The organism is Paenibacillus typhae (assembly GCF_900099765.1).
GTDB lineage: Bacteria > Bacillota > Bacilli > Paenibacillales > Paenibacillaceae > Paenibacillus_AQ > Paenibacillus_AQ typhae.
The window spans coordinates 1-16,274 of record NZ_FNDX01000071.1 but is presented as its reverse complement, the minus strand read 5'-3'; the positions used below and the strand labels follow the sequence as shown (position 1 = coordinate 16,274).

The following is a 16,274-nucleotide window of genomic DNA, read 5'->3' as shown; positions in this document are numbered from 1 at the left end:
GCCGGAGGATTCTTCGCTGTTGTTCCAAGTTCTGCTCAGCTTCCTTGGCCTTCGTCCATAGATGCGGGACTCGGCATCCTCTGTTCCCCTTCGCAGGGCCTTTTTGACGACGCGGCAGGATTCACTTGATGTTACGGCCTGGGTTGTTGCTCGCCCGGTCTCTGACCGGTACTTTTGTCGATGCGCTTTTACACACAGATTTCGCCATGCGCAAGCATCCTAGCTACAAGAGTGGCTTGGCCCCTCTCTTGGTTGGACTTGCACCAACTAGATAATGCGTGCCTCTGGGCACGCCATCAATAGAAAAAACGGCTTCGCCGTCCCTTAGCTGGGATAGCAGCCGTTTTCAGCATAATCTCGATACTTAGAACATCTTATAGCCGCCCAGACGCAGCTTCTGGATCGTCCAGCCGCTGAGCACTGCGCCGCCGAGCCCGGCAATCCCGGTCAGGTAATCAACAATATGGAAGCTGCCCAGATGCTCCCAGAGGGTCATGGCGTTCCTGTCCCAGATGGAATACACCACTACGGGCAGGATGACAATTACGAACAGGTAGGCGGGAAACCAGGTGGTCTTCATTAACATATTAAGGATAAAGCCGATGCCAAACATCATGACAAAGAACAACACGGCCAGAACAAATACAGGAATAAATCCCATCGTACCGCCATCCCCTCTCTCTATAAAGAACCGCACACCAAAACCTGATTAATAGTAAGTTTACTAGAAAAAATGTAGCGAAGCAATGAACATTATTGTCATTCGAATCCGCTTTCAGGCAAATCCGAGGTTCAGCGTTTGCTCTTGGCCATCCGCTTGCGATACAATGCATATAGATTAACCGGATCATACATAGAAGCGTATGCTTTGGAACCGGATTTTACGCTAAAGCTGTTGCTTTCGAAGCGAGTTTTACACGAAGTACATTCTACGGAGCCATGCTTCGTAAAACTGAGCGTATGCTTTCGAAGCAAGTTTTACACGTAGTACATTCTACGGAGCCATGCTTCGTAAAACTAAGCTTACGCTTTCGAAGCGAGTTTTACACGAAGTACATTCTACGGAGCCATGCTTCGTAAAACTTTTAAGGAGTGAGAACATGAACGAAGCCGCTTTGACCCTGGAAGGCTGGTATGCCCTGCATGACTTCCGCTCACTGGACTGGAAGGCGTGGACAGCCGCCGATGACGAGGAGCGTGCCGTAGCCCTGGAAGAGCTGCATGCCTTCATGGAGGAATGGGGACCGGTAGAGGAAGCCAAAGAAGGAAGCACTGCAGTATATTCTATTGTCGGCCAGAAGGCTGATTTCGTGATGATGTTTCTGCGGGAAAGCCTGGAAGCGCTGAACGCCCTGGAAACTGCCTTTAACAAAATTGCATTCGCCCAATATACCACAAAAGCTTACTCTTATGTCAGTATCGTCGAGCTGAGCAATTACGCTGCAGGCGGAAGTGCCGGAGACGGCAGTGATCCGATGCAGAACCCGCATGTAGCGGCACGCCTGAAGCCGGTTCTGCCGCAGGCGAAGCATATCTGCTTCTACCCGATGAACAAGAAGCGCGAGCTGGCCGATAACTGGTATATGCTCGATATGGATAAACGCCGGGAGCTGATGCACTCGCATGGCCTGATCGGCCGCGGCTATGCCGGCAAAGTGAAGCAGATCATCACCGGCTCCGTCGGCTTCGATGACTGGGAATGGGGCGTAACCCTTTTTGCCGAGGATGCGCTGCAGTTCAAGAAGCTGGTCTACGAGATGCGCTTTGACGAGGTCAGCGCCCGCTACGGTGAGTTCGGCCCGTTCTATGTCGGCAACCTGCTGACACCGGAGACGTTCGAAGAGATGCTTAAGCTGTAATTAATATTTTTAACAATAAGGATGGTTTCTCCTGGGGGAGACCATCCTTATTGTTTATTCCGGACAGACTGATCCTCTTCCTCAGCAATGGTCCTTTTCAACAGAGCTCAACAACAGTGCTCCTCAATAACTAATTGGATTTTAGACACTTAATTCTCCGATTTCACCGATTTTCTTATGATTAGTTGTAAAATCGGCACTTATTTCAGCCCAAGTTCTTCTTTAGACGCAAAAACAGTAAGACTAAGCTGCATTTTTCCACCTAGTCCAATCCTCTATATGGTTTTTCATGTAAATAGGTGGCATTTTTCCACCTAGCTCAATCAAACTGCCTTACAGCACAAAAAAACAGACCGTTCCTTTTGACCAGAACGGTCTGTTTCTTGAATGCTCTTGCGGAGCCCCTATTACGGGCCGCTCTTTATATATAAGTTATTCGTCCTCGCCAATCTCTCCGCGCAGGCTCTCCAGATACTCTGCCGTTGCCCGGTCGCGGGCCCGGCTTTTATCCTTCAGCCGTTCGATGGCCGGCAGAATAAGCAGATCAATTTCCTTCTGGATGTTATACGCCAGATCGTACCGGCTCTGGTCCTCCAGGTACGAGCCTACCTCAATCAGGGCATTATAGCGGTCGAGCTCTTCACGCGTCAACAGCCCGCGGACTTGTACACTGCAGTGGCGCATACTAGAAGAATCTTCCCTTCCTCAGCACCAGCGGGATGCCGCCGATGATGAACAGGTAGCGCATATCGACTACTTTTTTGAGCTGTGCTGCTGTCCAGCCCTTATATGTCTTGTCACCCACTACGGCAATGCCCTGGCCTTTACCGAGTGAGGCTACAGTTCCCTTGTTGCTGAAGACAAACTTCTTCGGCTGCTGGCTGCGGATTGCTGCCACCAGATTATGGGCACAGCATTCGCCCTGCTGCATGGCGATTTGTGCTGTCGGCGGGTACGGCCGCCCTTCCGGGTTAATCATCAGGGAACCGTCTCCGATGATAAAGATATTCTCATGCCCCGGAACGCGGAGGTATTCGTCCACCTTCACCCGTCCGCGCATCGCTTCAAACCCTGCAGCTTCAATCAGGCGGTTGCCGCGGATACCGCCGGTCCAGACAATGGTGGAGGCTTTGATTTCTTCACCGGTTGCGAGAATGACACCGCCTGGCAGGCATTCCTTGATTGCTACGCCGATTTTGAAGGTAACCCCCTTCTTCGTCAGCACAGACATCGCATGCTCAACCAGCTCAGGCGCGAATCCTGGCAGTGCCGTAGGGGCAGCTTCTACGTTGTAGATATTCACCAGGCTCGGATCCACGTCATATTCCTTGCAGAGGGCTGGAATACGGTCAGCCAGCTCTGCTACAAATTCAATGCCGCTGAAGCCCGCTCCGCCTACCACAAAATTAATATGCTCCTGCGCGTTGTTTTCATTTTTGTATTTGGCAAACTGATATTCAATATGCTCGCGGATCAGCCGAACGGAATTAATGCTGCGGATGGTCAGCGCGTATTTATCAAGTCCCGGAATACCGAAGGTTTCCGGCTCGCCGCCGAGGGCAATAACAAGATAGTCGTAAGAAAGCGTGCCGTCTTCAAGAATCACTTTTTTCTGTTGGGTACGGATTTCCTGCACGGAAGATTTCACGAGGTCGATCTTAAATTCGTCTATCAGCTTGGAAATAGATACGCGTGTATGCTCAATGCTGTCCGTTCCTGCAGCTGGCATATGCAGATGGGTAGTGAAATAATGATATTCATGGCGGTTCACCAGCGTCACATCAGCTTCATTATAATTCAAAGCTTTCTGCAGCCGCTGGGCGGTCAATATACCTCCATATCCCGCGCCTAGGATGACAATTTTGGGAATACTGCTCATGTTCCGGCTCCTTCCAACAGGTGAATCTGTCTATGTGTTATTTTTTGTAAAATATTTTAGTGTCTTTTGTGAATTTATACACTTAAATTCAGGAGAATTTCCAATAAAACTTAAAGGATTTCTAAAATAACCATATCCATTGTAAACCTTAGTATCGTTTTAATCAAATATAATCATACAAGAAGAAACGGATTTGTCGTCCGTTAAGGGACGGTACCGTTTCTCGAGAAATAGAAGGATAATTTATGATGGGCAACATATAAATTCTTATATTTCAAAAGAACGTCACACATATCCGGCCATTTTAAGCCTTTGCAGGGCAGTCCCACAATGTTTATAATGAGTAGGTAAGTTAAGTATGGCATTTTGAAACTATCACTCGGAGGTGTAATATTACGTGACACTAGAGCAATCCGGCGTTCCTATGAGCGACCTGTTAATTATAGGCGGCGGTCCTGCCGGCATGTTTGCCGCCTTCTACGGCGGTATGCGCCAGGCGTCGGTAACCCTTATTGAAAGCATGCCCCAGCTGGGGGGGCAGCTCGCCGCTCTCTATCCTGAAAAATATATCTATGATGTGGCTGGTTTCCCGAAAATCACCGCACAGGAGCTGGTAGACAACCTGTCACGGCAAATGGATCTGTTTCAGTCCACTATCCGCCTCGAAGAGAAGGTTGTATCTGTTGAGAAGCGGGACGAGCGCCACTTCGTAACAACTACTGACAAGGCGGAATACCACAGCAAGGCTGTTATTATTACCGCCGGTGTAGGCGCCTTTGAACCACGCCGTCTGGAGCTTCCGGAAGCACCACGGTTCGAGAAAGCCAACCTGCATTACTTTGTGAGTGACCTGAATGCCTTCCAGGGCAAGAAGGTACTGATCAGCGGCGGCGGCGACTCCGCAGTAGACTGGGCCCTCATGCTTGAGCCGATCGCTGAGCAGGTTACGCTGATTCACCGCCGCGACAAGTTCCGCGCGCATGAGCATAGTGTGGAGCAGCTGATGGCCTCCAAGGTAAATGTCATTACCCCTACCGAGATTACCGAGCTGCACGGGGAAGAATTTATCACCAAGGTGACCCTGTCCCACATCAAAACCAAGGAGACACAGGAAATTGAAGTGGACAGTGTAATTGTCAACTTCGGCTTTGTATCCTCCCTGGGGCCGATTGCAGAGTGGGGCATTGAGATCGATAGCAATTCCATCGTGGTGGATTCGCGCATGGAGACCAATATTCCCGGCATCTTCGCTGCCGGCGATATCACTACTTACCCGGGCAAGCTGAAGCTGATCGCGGTAGGATTCGGGGAAGCGCCTACGGCTGTCAACAATGCCAAGGTATACCTTGATCCGGATGCCAAGCTCTCACCGGGACACAGCAGTAACCTCAAGCTTTAGCACATAACCGTAACCTTTATAACAAATAAAAGGGTATCCTTTCAGGTTGATTCCACTCCAACTTGAAAAGATACCCTATTTTGTGCCGCTTGCGGTTAGACAGAGCAGCTGCTGCAGAAAAATAAATCAATGTGTCCTAGTGTAGAACCGCATGTACTGGAGAGTGTAAGTTCCGTTTGCGAATTTCAGCGAGCAACAGAGCGATGAAATCATGCTCCAATTGTAGCTCTATCGCTCTTTGGTACGAGTCGAGCAGCATCTCATCCGACAATTCAACCACAACGTTCACCTACCTTTCCTTTGTTTGAATCTGAATCTATCATAGCAAACTATCATTAATCGAACAAGCGTTCCCAATATCCACAAGCTGTTGTGGAAATCCTGTGCATAATTTGTTAGTAAGGATAAAAAATCCATTCCCTACACAGTGGAATATGGGGATAATAGTTATGCACAGGAGTTTTCCACACTATCAGCTAGTAAAAAAAATCCAAAATGTTCACAAATATTAGAATTTTCTACCTCATATTACCTCAAAACCAGCATAACTAAACGCAATTTTAGCCTATAGTAATCATTATCGTCAATTCCCAAAAAAAACGTTAGTTACTTCGGTCTTGTATTTACTTCCAAAATCCAGATTTTGCCCCGGTGATCCACTGCATAGTCAAACCCCAGCTCACCGATGCCCGGAAAATGTCTTTCCAGCAGCTCGATGCAGACATGTGTCAGCCGGCGCATTTCCGCTTTTTTGGCCGACGTACTGATTTTTGGAAGTGACAGGCGCAGACCATGCCGGCAGCTCATCATCGTACCGCCTTTACACAGATTGGTGACAAACAAACCCGGGCGCGCCAGCCTCCCCACCATGGATCGGAATTCCCAGTGATCGCCGTTCTTCACAACCTTAACCCGGTAGTCGATCGGGCGTCCGGCAATCCGTGCAAGCGAGATTCCCTGCTGGATCATATAGCGCCGTCTCAGCTTCACCCGGTCAAGCGCGCGCTTCATCGATCTGAAATCACCGTATACCCGGGTGCTGTGATTGTAGGTGAACCCGTAGCCCCGGTGGTCCCGGAACACTTTTATCACGCCATGGCCCCCGCCGCCCACAATCGGCTTAATAACAACATTCCCATACGTTTTCAGCATAGCTGACAGTCCGGCAGCGTTATATCCCTTCGTTCTCGGAATGTAACCGGCAACCCGTGAATCGCTGAGCAGCGCCTCGGTTTTCAGCCACTTGCTGGCCAGTTGTCTTCCCGCCATTTTCCCCTCTCCTTTCGCAATCCCAGCCTACCCTATAGATTACTCAGAAAAGGAGCCTCCCTCCTGTATGATTGTCCGTGTAAAGCCCGCTCACAGCAAAAAAGGGCATATGGCTGCAGGCCTTATGTCCGTGATATATGTACTGTTCTCTATCCGCCAGCAAATTTCAACGCAAGATTACGGTATACCGCATATACATATTTTTGTAAAATAGGAATACAGAGGTACAGAGGAGGTTCAACATGGATTGGTATCTGAATCCGCTTAAAAACTATTTTAACTTCTCGGGAAGAGCTAGACGAACCGAATTCTGGATGTTTGCACTGATCAACACTTTAATCGGATTCCTGTTCGCTTTTGCAGAGGCCATTTTGGGAATTACCCCCTTTTTCAGTACGCTCTATCACTGGTTTATATTCATTCCTTCCTGGGCTGTACTGGTCCGCCGGCTGCGAAATTCATCCATTTCATCCTGTCCTTCTCGCTGGAAATTCCTAAAAATTAATTGTATTATTACCATGTGAGAGGGGGCTTCATGATGGCTCAATTATTCGAGGTATTGTACTGGTTCGCAATGGTCGGCATGTCTGTCGTTCTGGCAGGCACTACTATTCTTGTCTGTGCACTCGGCATCAGATTTATCCGCGACCGCCGCCGGATTCTGGGGGCTGGCTGTATTGCTTTTTCCCTTTTTGCCGCTGCCCTGATTGTATTTATGATCAACTTCAAATTCATTATCCCCGCTTAACCTGCTGCATTTGGAGAATACTTTATACTCTATGAAAAATCCGGAGTATGGCTTGTGCAGATAGACTGGTTAATCCGCTCAAAAACTTTTTTCTACTATATATACTATTTAATTTATATTACCTGTATCAGGGGACTCAGCTTAATTGCCGGAGGGGGATATATATGAATAAAATCATTCACTGGGGTATCATCGGCTGCGGGGATGTAACCGAGGTCAAGAGCGGACCTGCCCTCCAGAAGGCGGAAGGCTCGCAGCTTGTTGCCGTCATGCGCCGTAACAGCGAACTTGCAGCAGATTATTCACGGCGGCACGGCGTACCCCGCTGGTATTCCAGTGCATCTGAGCTGATAGCCGATCCCGGTGTTGACGCCGTTTATATAGCCACACCGCCCTCTACGCATATGGAATACACACTGGCTGCGGCAAGGGCCGGTAAACCCGTCTATGTCGAGAAGCCCATGGGTCTAAACACTTCAGAATGCGAGTCCATGCTGGCCGCCTGTGAACAGGCCGGTGTTCCGCTGTATGTTGCTTATTACAGGAGAGGACTGCCCCGTTTTCGCAAGGTGAAGGAATGGCTGGATTCGGGGGCGATCGGCGAACCCCGGTTTGTACGCACTCTGCATATGACCAAACCGCTCAAAGCTGTAGACGGGGATTATTGGCGGGTTAATCCGGCCATTTCGGGCGGCGGCCTGTTTATGGACCTGGGCAGCCATACCCTGGATTTGCTGGATTTCCTGCTCGGCCCGGTCAAGGATGCGGATGGACATGCGTCCAACCAGGGAAGCCCTTATGCGCCGGAGGATACTGTCTCTGGACGGTACCAGTTTGAATCCGGCGTCCATGGAACCGGGATCTGGTGCTTCAACGCTTATGCTAACGAAGATATTACTGAAATTGTGGGCAGCCTTGGCAGCATCACCTTCTCCACCTTTTCAGAGCAGCCGGTTATTCTGCGGACTGAGACCGGGGAGCAGCCGGTATTTATTTCCCACCCTGTTCATATCCAGCAGCCACTGATCCAGTCCATTACCGACGAGCTTCTTGGGCGCGGTACCGCTCTCAGCACCGGCCTGACCGCTATCCGCACCAGCCGTGTTATGGACGAACTGGTGAAGAACTACTACGGGCGCTAATGCCCCATACTAATAATTAGTTTTCATTCCCTTTAATGCATAGCAGGGTTTGCAGCTCCGCTTCCCTTTTTTTCAGGTATAAATAAGACTCCGCCCGTTCAAATATCTGCATTTGATCAAATATAATCATAAAATGATGTTTTTCATCGCCTGTATCCAGCAAATGTTCTATATATTCGATTGTCTCTTCAAAATAACTGGTGTCTGCTTTATCCCCGTAATCCTTAATAGCCTGCTTAAACACCGTCAAATGCAGAGGGATGTGCAATATCACTTCTTTGTAGGGGTCAGAATCTGTCTCCAGCTTCATTTTACTCCCGGCACGCATCAGCTCCCATTTTTCTTTGAACCATTCATGGAAAGGATGTACCGCTAAATAGAGAGGCTCATAAAAAAGCAAATCCCTCTGCAGCTCCATCAGCTCCTTACGGGCCTTACTTCGCTTAATGTACCTGAATGTCAGCATCTCACCATCTCCCCTGGGTTGTACAGTACTGCATAACCGCCGGATTTCGGTTAACGGACACCAGCGCCCGACAGCTCTTTGCCGCATACGGAACGCAGACCGGCAATCCTCAGCTTTGTCACATCTTAAAAACAATCTCCTCACCAAGCTCCATTTTATCAAATCGGCCACTGCTTTCTTGAAACCTGAACTCCGTTCCGGACGGGTCATCAGGCAATGGTGGAGACACCAAAAATCTGTAGGAGGCGTGATCCGACCTGCTCCCGCCAGTCATCATCCGGCAGTCATACTCCTCCCCTATGAATAGCTCGTAGCTGTAATGCTGTCTGATCTCAGGGCGCTCGAATGGCTGCTCCGGAGCCTCCCAGTCTATATTAAGGATAATTACACTGGCATTACTGTATTGGTGAATGGAAGTCAGCGTGTAGAAACGTTCTTTTTGCTCCACTGACTTCAGAAGGGGGATATGTTTTCTGAAATCAGCAGGTTTCACGATCGGCCGGAAATTCTCTTCGTTCAGCATAGCGGCGAACATGGATCTCAGAAACTCCTCGTAGAGTCCAAAACGGCTTGACCACTCAGCAATCCTTTCAAGAGGCGGAAAACCCGGATTATTGTCCGAAGCTTCCTTCCGCTGTTTAATCAACGAACATATTTGCTCATCCATTTCAATAATCCGTTCATCATAGTGCTCCGTAGGCCGTTCATAGGGCAGCATTCTCATCATTATATCTCCTCCTTAAAATAAAAAACCTCCTGAAAGTGTATTCTGCAATGTACACATTCCAAGAGGTTCTGATTATAGATTATTGTGTTCAAGCCACCTGGCTTCTTACACCTTTCTTAGCAAGGCTCCGCGCTAGGATTCCCCGCTTCTTCCTTCGTACGGAAGGAAGAACCGCACCCGCACGTAACACTGGCGTTCGGGTTGTGGATGGTGAACCCGCCCGTCATGCCGGATTCCTCGAAGTCAATCTCCAGGCCGTTCAGGTAACGGATATCATCCTTGCTGACTACTACCTTGAGCCCTTCAACATCCATATAGACATCCTGCTCGGTTTCGTTATCGTCAAAGCCCATTGCATATGAGAACCCGCTGCATCCGCCCGCTGTTACGCCAAGACGGAGGAACATATTAGGTACTTCCTGTTCAGCCAGCATCGTCTTCAGATGTCCGGCAGCTGTTTCGCTGATTGTAATCATGGCCTAGCCTCCTATAAGTTATATAATGTCGTAAGCCTTCCGGCTAAAAGTTATACTCTATATAAAATTCAGTATACTCCACTCCGCCCCGTCGCTCAAGTCATAACTCCCTGCTCCGCAAACAGCCCAGGCAGGAAATGCTAACGCTCTGCGGCGGTTGCTCACCTTTGGAGAGAGGTTTATAATAGGTTAAGCGATGATCTGTAAAATTCGGAAATTTGTCACGGAGGCTGGTTGCCTCTTTATTTATGTTCATGAACCGCCGGTTCACGAAGTCTAACCTTCAGGAGGAATTCATATGTCTACACTTATAACCCCACACACCGATGCCAGAATGGCGCATATTATTGAGAAGGTTCGCGGCGGAGAACGGTTAAGTCTGGAAGATGGCGTTTATTTATATGAAAGCGATGATTTGCTCACGATCGGCCAGCTTGCTAATGAGGTCAATCTGCGCAAAAACGGGAAAAAGGTTTATTTTATCGAAAATATGAGCCTGTATTTCACCAATGTCTGCGAATCCCGCTGCGCATTCTGCAATTTCCGCAAAGATGACGGCGAAGAAGGAGCCTACACCCTGTCCGGTCCGGAAATGGTGCAATATGTCGAACAGCATATTCATCCGGGTGTCCGCGAATTCCACATCGTCGGCGGCCATAATGATAAGGTGCCCTTCCAGTATTACGTTGATTCACTCAAAGCGCTGAATGAACGCTTCCCTGAGGTAACACTCAAGGCTTACACAGCAGCAGAGATTGATTTCTTCACCCGCATCAGCGGACTCAGCATCCGTGAGGTGCTGGAACAGCTGCGCGCGGCAGGGCTGAAGTCGCTGACCGGCGGGGGAGCAGAAATTCTGTCCGACCAGTACCGCAAAAAAATGCGGGTTGATAAAGCAAATGTCGAGGAGTACCTGGAGGTTCACCGGACCGCCCACAAAATGGGCATGAGAACACACACTACAATGCTGTACGGCTCGATTGAATCCCGGGAGGACCGCATCCGCCATATGCTTCAGATCCGTGAGCTGCAGGACGAAACAAACGGCTTCATGGTATTCATTCCGCTGTCCATGCAGCCGAAGAATCGCAATGCCGGCATTATGCGCCGCAACTCTGCTTACGAGGATCTCAAGACAATTGCGGTCAGCCGGCTGATGCTCGATAATTTTGACCATATCAAGGCTTACTTCATTAATATAGGTGTGCAGCTGACTCAGGTTGCCATGAGCTTCGGCGCATCCGATGTGCACGGAACCATCCTGAAGGAGCGGATCAGCCACGCCGCCGGAGCATTGACGCCGGAGGGTATGACCCGTGAAGAGCTGATCTGGCTGGTCAAAGGCGCTGGCCGTATTCCGGTTGAACGGGATACCTTCTACAACGAAATTAAAGTATACGAATAGTTTAACAGAATAGACTGCTGCCCTGTTGCAATGCCATATTACAGCCATATGTGAAAGGAAGACTGGTCCCATGAGAACACTACTTGTCCTTGGCGGCGGCTACGGCGGCCTTGCCCTGATCCAGGAATTGCTCAACCACCATCTGCCCCACGATGTGGAGATTGTTTTGATTGACCGGATGCCTTATCAGGGAATCAAAACCGAATATTATGCGCTTGCCGCAGGTACTGTGAACGACTATCATCTGCGTATCCAATTCCCGGTTCATCCGCGCCTGACCGTACGCTACGGGGAGGTCGGCTCGATCGATCTGGACAGCCAGCTGGTCTTCCTGGAATCAGGAGAGCCGGTTCCCTATGATATTCTGGCAATTGCCCTCGGGTGCACAGATAATTACCATGGTATCCAGGGAGCAGAGGAGTATACCTGCAGTATCCAGAGCTTCTCCGCCACCCGTGAAACGTACCGCCGCCTGAATAATATCAAGCCTTACGGAACAGTCAATATCGTAGGCGGAGGACTGAGCGGGGTTGAAATCGCTGCAGAGCTGCGCGAGAGCCGTCCAGATCTGAACATCAGCATTCTGGACCGCGGAGAGCGTGTTCTGTCCGCTTTTCCGGCCAAGCTGTCCCGGTATGTAGAGGAATGGTTCAGCGAGCACCAGGTTCAGACGCTGGGGCAGATTTCGGTGTCCCACGTCGAAAAGGATGCCGTCTTTAACGGCACCCAGGCGATTGCAGCAGATGTTACGGTATGGACTGCGGGCATCCAGCCGGTCAAGGTAGTGCAGCAGCTGGAGCTGCCTAAAGACCGCAGCGGCCGGCTCATTGTTGGCCCGTATTCTAATCTGGCCGACTATCCGGAGGTTTACGTAATCGGGGACTGCGCCAGCCTGCCATTTGCCCCCAGCGCCCAGGCTGCAGGTGCACAAGGGGAGCAGGTGGCATACGTACTCCGTTCACTCTGGCGGGGGGATACCCCCAGATTGAATGCCATTAAACTGAAGGGAACGCTGGGCTCACTCGGCAAGAATGCCGGGTTCGGCCTGATGGGCCGCCGCTCTGTAATGGGACGGGTTCCCCGCCTGCTCAAGAGCGGTGTGCTCTGGATGTCCAAGCGGCATTTCGGCTAAGCTGACTGTCAGGCCGTTTAGTCGATTTCGAGGCTGTCCCAGGCCTGCTGCTCCTTGATGAAAGCCTCAATGGCCTGCTCCAGCTCATCTGGAGAATCCGCTTCAATGATCTCGCCGTCAACCATGGCGAACGGTCTGAGATAGCATTCTCCGCAGTTATTCAGACAACCGTATTCAACAACGTCATATTCGGGATTCTGTTCCAGCTTGTTCATAAGCGGTCCTGTCCCGTGCCCGATATTACTGGCACAAAATTCAATAATTGGCCTCATGTTGTTCTCCTTATTCTGTGCTAACCATTTTATTTTTTAACTTTTTGTACTATAATAAGTTTACGAAAGGAGTGATTGAGAAATGAGTGAGAATGCACAAAGCACCACGATGTATGATGAGGTTCTGGAAGTACTCGATAAGCTTCGTCCGTTCCTGCAGCGCGATGGCGGCGACGTGGAATTGATCGACGTTGAAGACGGCATCGTCAAGCTGAAGCTTATGGGTGCCTGCGGCAGCTGCCCAAGCTCCACGATCACGCTGAAAGCCGGGATCGAACGCGCCCTGATTGAAGAAGTAGAAGGCGTGGAAGAAGTTATCCAAGTATTCTAATCCCGTTCTATACCGTCCCGTCTCCCTGACTCAGGGGGGCGGGATTTTTTCTATTATAGAGGATTTCATGCAGAGCCACAACCCGCATACTACTGGCAAAGTACAAAAAAGGCTGTCCCGCAGGGTCATCAGATGACCTGTCAGGAACAGCCGCTTGTTCATTCAGAAGCCGCGTGATTCAGCAGCTTAAAATGCAGGGATAATCGCGCCTTCGTATTTCTCTTCGATGAATGCCTTGGCTTCTGCAGAGTTCAGGGCAGCAGCCAGCTTCTGGATTGCATCGGAATCCTTGTTGTCAGGACGGGCAACCAGCAGGTTGGCGTAAGGGGAATCAGCACCCTCGATGAACAGGGCATCCTTGGTTGGAACCAGGCCGGCTTCAAGCGCAAAGTTGGTGTTGATCAGAGCCAGGTCAACTTCGTCCAGCTGGCGCGGCAGCATCGCTGCATCCAGTTCGATGATTTCCAGGTTCTTGGGGTTTTCGGTGATGTCCGCTTTGGTGGAAGTGATGTTAGTGTCATCCTTCAGCGTGATCAGGCCATTCTTAGCCAGCAGAATCAGGGCGCGTCCGCCGTTGGTAGCATCATTGGGGATTGCCACTTTTGCACCGTCAGCCAGCTCATCAACAGACTTGATCTTCTTGGAGTAAGCCCCAAACGGTTCAACGTGAACAGCCGTTACAGATACCAGATCAGTACCGTTCTTGGTGTTCTGGTCATCCAGGTAAGGCTTGTGCTGGAAGAAGTTTGCATCAAGAGCTTTCTCAGCCAGCTGTGTGTTAGGCAGGATGTAGTCAGTGAATTCTTTTATTTCCAGCTTGATGCCTTGTGCCTCAAGCAGCGGAGCGATGGCGTTCAGAATTTCGGCATGCGGTACAGGAGAAGCACCTACAACAAGCGTTACAGGATCAGCAGCAGGCTCTGTAGTCGGCTCAGCGGATGCATCAGCTGCCGGAGCATTAGTTGCCGCAGCGTTATTGGCAGTGTTATTGTTGCCGCAAGCAGCCAGCACCATTACCAAGGTCAGGCTGAATAGCGTCAGTAGTACTTTTTTCATCTGTAAATCCCCCTCTTAAATATGTTTATGAATAAGGCTATATATGGTTGTACCTTATTTCCGGGTAAAATATTGGACCAGCCTGTCGCCGGCCATCTGCAGCAGCTGAACTAGTATAACCATCAGCACTACGGAGATAATCATAACTTCCTTTTCATAACGGTAATAACCGTAACGGATTGCCAGGTCACCAAGGCCTCCGCCGCCGATCATCCCCGACATTGCCGTGTAAGAGACAAGGGTTACGAGCGTAATCGTTACTCCGGCCAGCAGACCCGGACGGGCTTCCGGCAAAAGCACCCGCATGACAATCTGGCCTGTTGATGCCCCCATGCCCTGCGCAGCTTCGATCACCCCGCGGTCTACCTCCCGCAGCGAGGTCTCCACCAGTCTGGCAAAAAACGGGGCTGCGCCGATGACCAGCGCCGGAATCGTTCCAAGTACGCCAATGGAGGTACCCATAATGGTCTTGCTCAGCGGAATCAGGGCTACCATCAGAATCAGGAATGGAACGGAACGGAGGATATTAACAACCAATGATAATACCGAGTAAACAACTCTGATAATACTGTTATTTGATCTCCCCCATAAATATAACACAATTCCGAGTGGTAAACCAAGAATAATTGTGAAAATTCCGGAATAAGCCAACATTTTTAGTGTAGCACCCGATGCCTCCGCCATTTCCTGCCAGTTAATATCATTAAAATTGAGACCGCCCATTACGAAATCACCTCCACATCAAGTCCTTGCGCCGCCAGTTCGGTAAGCGTGGCGTCAATGGCGCCGGGCTCTCCCTCAAACCGGACAATCAGCTGGCCGTACGGCACATCCTTGATCGTAGAGATTGTCCCCTGGAGAATGGCAAAGCTGACGCCCGTACCGCGAACCACATCGGATAAGGTGGATTCGTATGTTTTTTGTCCCAGAAACGTAATCTTGACCGCTTGGGCATTGTCCCTGTTTCCCGCCTCCAGTGCTGCCCGCAACGGGCCGTCCTGCTGGGTTTCACTGCGGATAAAGTCCTTGGTTACCTCATGCTTGGGCTTCAGGAATACCTCAGCCACTTCCCCCTGCTCCACAATCCCGCCGCCGTGAATAACCGCCACCCGGTCGCAGATGCTCTGGATGACATGCATTTCGTGGGTAATCAGCACAATGGTCAGATGGAACTTCCGGTTAATATCGAGCAGCAGCCTCAGGATCGAATCAGTTGTCTGCGGGTCAAGCGCCGAGGTCGCCTCGTCGCAGAGCAGCACATCGGGGTCGCTGGCCAGCGCCCGGGCTACCCCCACCCGCTGCTTTTGTCCGCCGGAGAGCTGGGCCGGATACTTGTTCGCATGGTTCTCCAGGCCGACCAGTACCAGCAGCTCCTTGACCTTCTGATCAATCCCTGCCTTCGCAGTTCCGGCCAGCCGTAGCGGGAAGGCGATATTATCATATACCGTGGCGGAGGACAGCAGATTGAAGTGCTGAAAGATCATTCCGATTTTGCGCCGCTTTTCCTGCAGCTGCCCCTTGCTGAGCGCAGTCAATTCGACACCGTCCACCCAGACCTCGCCGGTAGTCGGGCGCTCCAGCAGGTTGATGCAGCGGATCAGCGTGCTTTTTCCGGCGCCGGAGTGTCCGATTACACCGAAGATTTCGCCCTTCTTAATGGACAGATTCAAGCCCGAGAGCGCTGTAGCAGCCTTGCTGCCCTTTCCGTACACCTTAGTCAACTCTTTCAGCTCTATCAATTTCCGTCGTTCCCCCTTTATTCTGATGCTAGAGTAAAGGGCTGAATAAATTCAGCCCCTCCTCATCAAACCGTACGTGAGGTTTTCCCTCATACGGCTTTCCGATGTTCGTCATTCATGGGCATGCAGCATTCTGGCCTTGGCCCATGACCTAGTTTCCCCTGTCGAGTTCTTGAGTGTTTTCTTGCGTGTCGTTAGCCGCTTTGGGCATTCACGGACTCGTACCTCTTGGTGAAACATGAACAAAGCAGGGCTCCTTCCCTCCCTAAGGTTATGTTGTCCTTAGGTTCCTTGGTACTATGAGCCCCTCGGACTCCCTTCCCACAGACGATTCACTTCGTCTTCTGGACTTATAGAACGTCTCTTTACGGGTT

Annotated in this window: 20 protein-coding genes; 8 read left to right on the top strand and 12 right to left on the bottom strand. The window is 50.4% G+C overall.

Going from position 1 to position 16,274, the window contains the following annotated elements:
- Positions 1-364: 364 nt before the first annotated feature.
- Positions 365-661: a YuiB family protein gene (locus BLR64_RS29180; protein ID WP_068726482.1), complete on the bottom strand. Its 297-nt coding sequence runs from the start codon at positions 659-661 to the stop codon at positions 365-367.
- Between the two features lie 439 nt (positions 662-1,100).
- Between BLR64_RS29180 and hemQ the strand changes: the two genes are divergently transcribed.
- Entirely contained in the window at positions 1,101-1,859 is a 759-nt protein-coding gene (hemQ, locus tag BLR64_RS29175) for a hydrogen peroxide-dependent heme synthase (RefSeq protein ID WP_068726484.1), read from the top strand.
- A gap of 432 nt (positions 1,860-2,291) precedes the next feature.
- On the opposite strand, the gene BLR64_RS29170 is transcribed toward hemQ, so the two are convergent.
- The gene (locus tag BLR64_RS29170; RefSeq protein ID WP_090720146.1) at positions 2,292-2,543 is read right to left on the bottom strand and encodes a hypothetical protein; all 252 of its coding nucleotides are present in this window, start codon (positions 2,541-2,543) and stop codon (positions 2,292-2,294) included.
- Position 2,544: 1 nt separating this feature from the next.
- A complete protein-coding gene (locus BLR64_RS29165; protein ID WP_090720144.1) occupies positions 2,545-3,738 on the bottom strand; it encodes an NAD(P)/FAD-dependent oxidoreductase in 1,194 nt (397 codons plus the stop codon).
- 424 nt (positions 3,739-4,162) lie between these two features.
- Here BLR64_RS29165 and BLR64_RS29160 point away from each other — a divergent pair, with 424 nt between their 5' ends.
- The gene (locus BLR64_RS29160) at positions 4,163-5,137 is read left to right on the top strand and encodes an NAD(P)/FAD-dependent oxidoreductase (protein WP_090720147.1); all 975 of its coding nucleotides are present in this window, start codon (positions 4,163-4,165) and stop codon (positions 5,135-5,137) included.
- 136 nt (positions 5,138-5,273) lie between these two features.
- Here BLR64_RS29160 and sda read toward each other — a convergent pair whose 3' ends face one another.
- Positions 5,274-5,417, bottom strand: a complete 144-nt coding sequence (gene sda / locus BLR64_RS29155) for a sporulation histidine kinase inhibitor Sda (protein ID WP_076112513.1) — start codon at positions 5,415-5,417, stop codon at positions 5,274-5,276.
- A gap of 326 nt (positions 5,418-5,743) precedes the next feature.
- Positions 5,744-6,406, bottom strand: a complete 663-nt coding sequence (locus BLR64_RS29150; protein WP_090720143.1) for a YheC/YheD family protein — start codon at positions 6,404-6,406, stop codon at positions 5,744-5,746.
- 242 nt (positions 6,407-6,648) lie between these two features.
- Here BLR64_RS29150 and BLR64_RS29145 point away from each other — a divergent pair, with 242 nt between their 5' ends.
- The 3 genes from BLR64_RS29145 (at position 6,649) to BLR64_RS29135 (ending at position 8,296) form a co-directional block, all read left to right on the top strand.
- A complete protein-coding gene (locus tag BLR64_RS29145; RefSeq protein WP_090720141.1) occupies positions 6,649-6,930 on the top strand; it encodes a DUF805 domain-containing protein in 282 nt (93 codons plus the stop codon).
- Positions 6,931-6,941: 11 nt separating this feature from the next.
- Complete coding sequence (locus BLR64_RS29140; RefSeq protein WP_341833408.1) at positions 6,942-7,154, top strand: hypothetical protein; 213 nt, start codon at positions 6,942-6,944, stop codon at positions 7,152-7,154.
- A gap of 164 nt (positions 7,155-7,318) precedes the next feature.
- Positions 7,319-8,296: a Gfo/Idh/MocA family protein gene (locus BLR64_RS29135; RefSeq protein WP_090720137.1), complete on the top strand. Its 978-nt coding sequence runs from the start codon at positions 7,319-7,321 to the stop codon at positions 8,294-8,296.
- 16 nt (positions 8,297-8,312) lie between these two features.
- Here BLR64_RS29135 and BLR64_RS29130 read toward each other — a convergent pair whose 3' ends face one another.
- From BLR64_RS29130 to BLR64_RS29120, 3 genes are all read right to left on the bottom strand, one after another.
- Positions 8,313-8,714, bottom strand: coding sequence for a hypothetical protein (locus tag BLR64_RS29130; RefSeq protein WP_139172142.1), 402 nt, complete (start codon positions 8,712-8,714; stop codon positions 8,313-8,315).
- 166 nt (positions 8,715-8,880) lie between these two features.
- Positions 8,881-9,489: a hypothetical protein gene (locus BLR64_RS29125; RefSeq protein ID WP_090720133.1), complete on the bottom strand. Its 609-nt coding sequence runs from the start codon at positions 9,487-9,489 to the stop codon at positions 8,881-8,883.
- A gap of 116 nt (positions 9,490-9,605) precedes the next feature.
- Positions 9,606-9,965, bottom strand: coding sequence for a HesB/IscA family protein (locus BLR64_RS29120; RefSeq protein ID WP_090720131.1), 360 nt, complete (start codon positions 9,963-9,965; stop codon positions 9,606-9,608).
- A 298-nt stretch (positions 9,966-10,263) separates the two neighbouring features.
- On the opposite strand from BLR64_RS29120, the gene mqnE reads away from it, so the two are divergent.
- A complete protein-coding gene (gene mqnE, locus BLR64_RS29115) occupies positions 10,264-11,370 on the top strand; it encodes an aminofutalosine synthase MqnE (protein ID WP_090720129.1) in 1,107 nt (368 codons plus the stop codon).
- Positions 11,371-11,440: 70 nt separating this feature from the next.
- The gene (locus tag BLR64_RS29110) at positions 11,441-12,502 is read left to right on the top strand and encodes an NAD(P)/FAD-dependent oxidoreductase (protein ID WP_090720127.1); all 1,062 of its coding nucleotides are present in this window, start codon (positions 11,441-11,443) and stop codon (positions 12,500-12,502) included.
- A 17-nt stretch (positions 12,503-12,519) separates the two neighbouring features.
- Here the strand turns inward: BLR64_RS29110 and BLR64_RS29105 are convergent, their stop codons facing one another.
- The gene (locus BLR64_RS29105; protein WP_090720125.1) at positions 12,520-12,774 is read right to left on the bottom strand and encodes a YuzB family protein; all 255 of its coding nucleotides are present in this window, start codon (positions 12,772-12,774) and stop codon (positions 12,520-12,522) included.
- An 82-nt stretch (positions 12,775-12,856) separates the two neighbouring features.
- Here BLR64_RS29105 and BLR64_RS29100 point away from each other — a divergent pair, with 82 nt between their 5' ends.
- On the top strand, positions 12,857-13,105 hold the full coding sequence (locus tag BLR64_RS29100; RefSeq protein ID WP_068726505.1) for a NifU family protein: 249 nt from the start codon (positions 12,857-12,859) through the stop codon (positions 13,103-13,105).
- Positions 13,106-13,291: 186 nt separating this feature from the next.
- Here the strand turns inward: BLR64_RS29100 and BLR64_RS29095 are convergent, their stop codons facing one another.
- From BLR64_RS29095 to BLR64_RS29085, 3 genes are read right to left on the bottom strand one after another with little or no spacing between them, the layout of a single operon-like run.
- Positions 13,292-14,161, bottom strand: a complete 870-nt coding sequence (locus BLR64_RS29095; protein WP_090720123.1) for a MetQ/NlpA family ABC transporter substrate-binding protein — start codon at positions 14,159-14,161, stop codon at positions 13,292-13,294.
- A 54-nt stretch (positions 14,162-14,215) separates the two neighbouring features.
- The gene (locus tag BLR64_RS29090; RefSeq protein ID WP_090720121.1) at positions 14,216-14,884 is read right to left on the bottom strand and encodes a methionine ABC transporter permease; all 669 of its coding nucleotides are present in this window, start codon (positions 14,882-14,884) and stop codon (positions 14,216-14,218) included.
- The gene (locus BLR64_RS29085; protein ID WP_090720119.1) at positions 14,884-15,900 is read right to left on the bottom strand and encodes a methionine ABC transporter ATP-binding protein; all 1,017 of its coding nucleotides are present in this window, start codon (positions 15,898-15,900) and stop codon (positions 14,884-14,886) included. Before BLR64_RS29085 ends, BLR64_RS29090 begins: the two co-directional genes overlap by 1 nt.
- Positions 15,901-16,274: the final 374 nt, after the last annotated feature.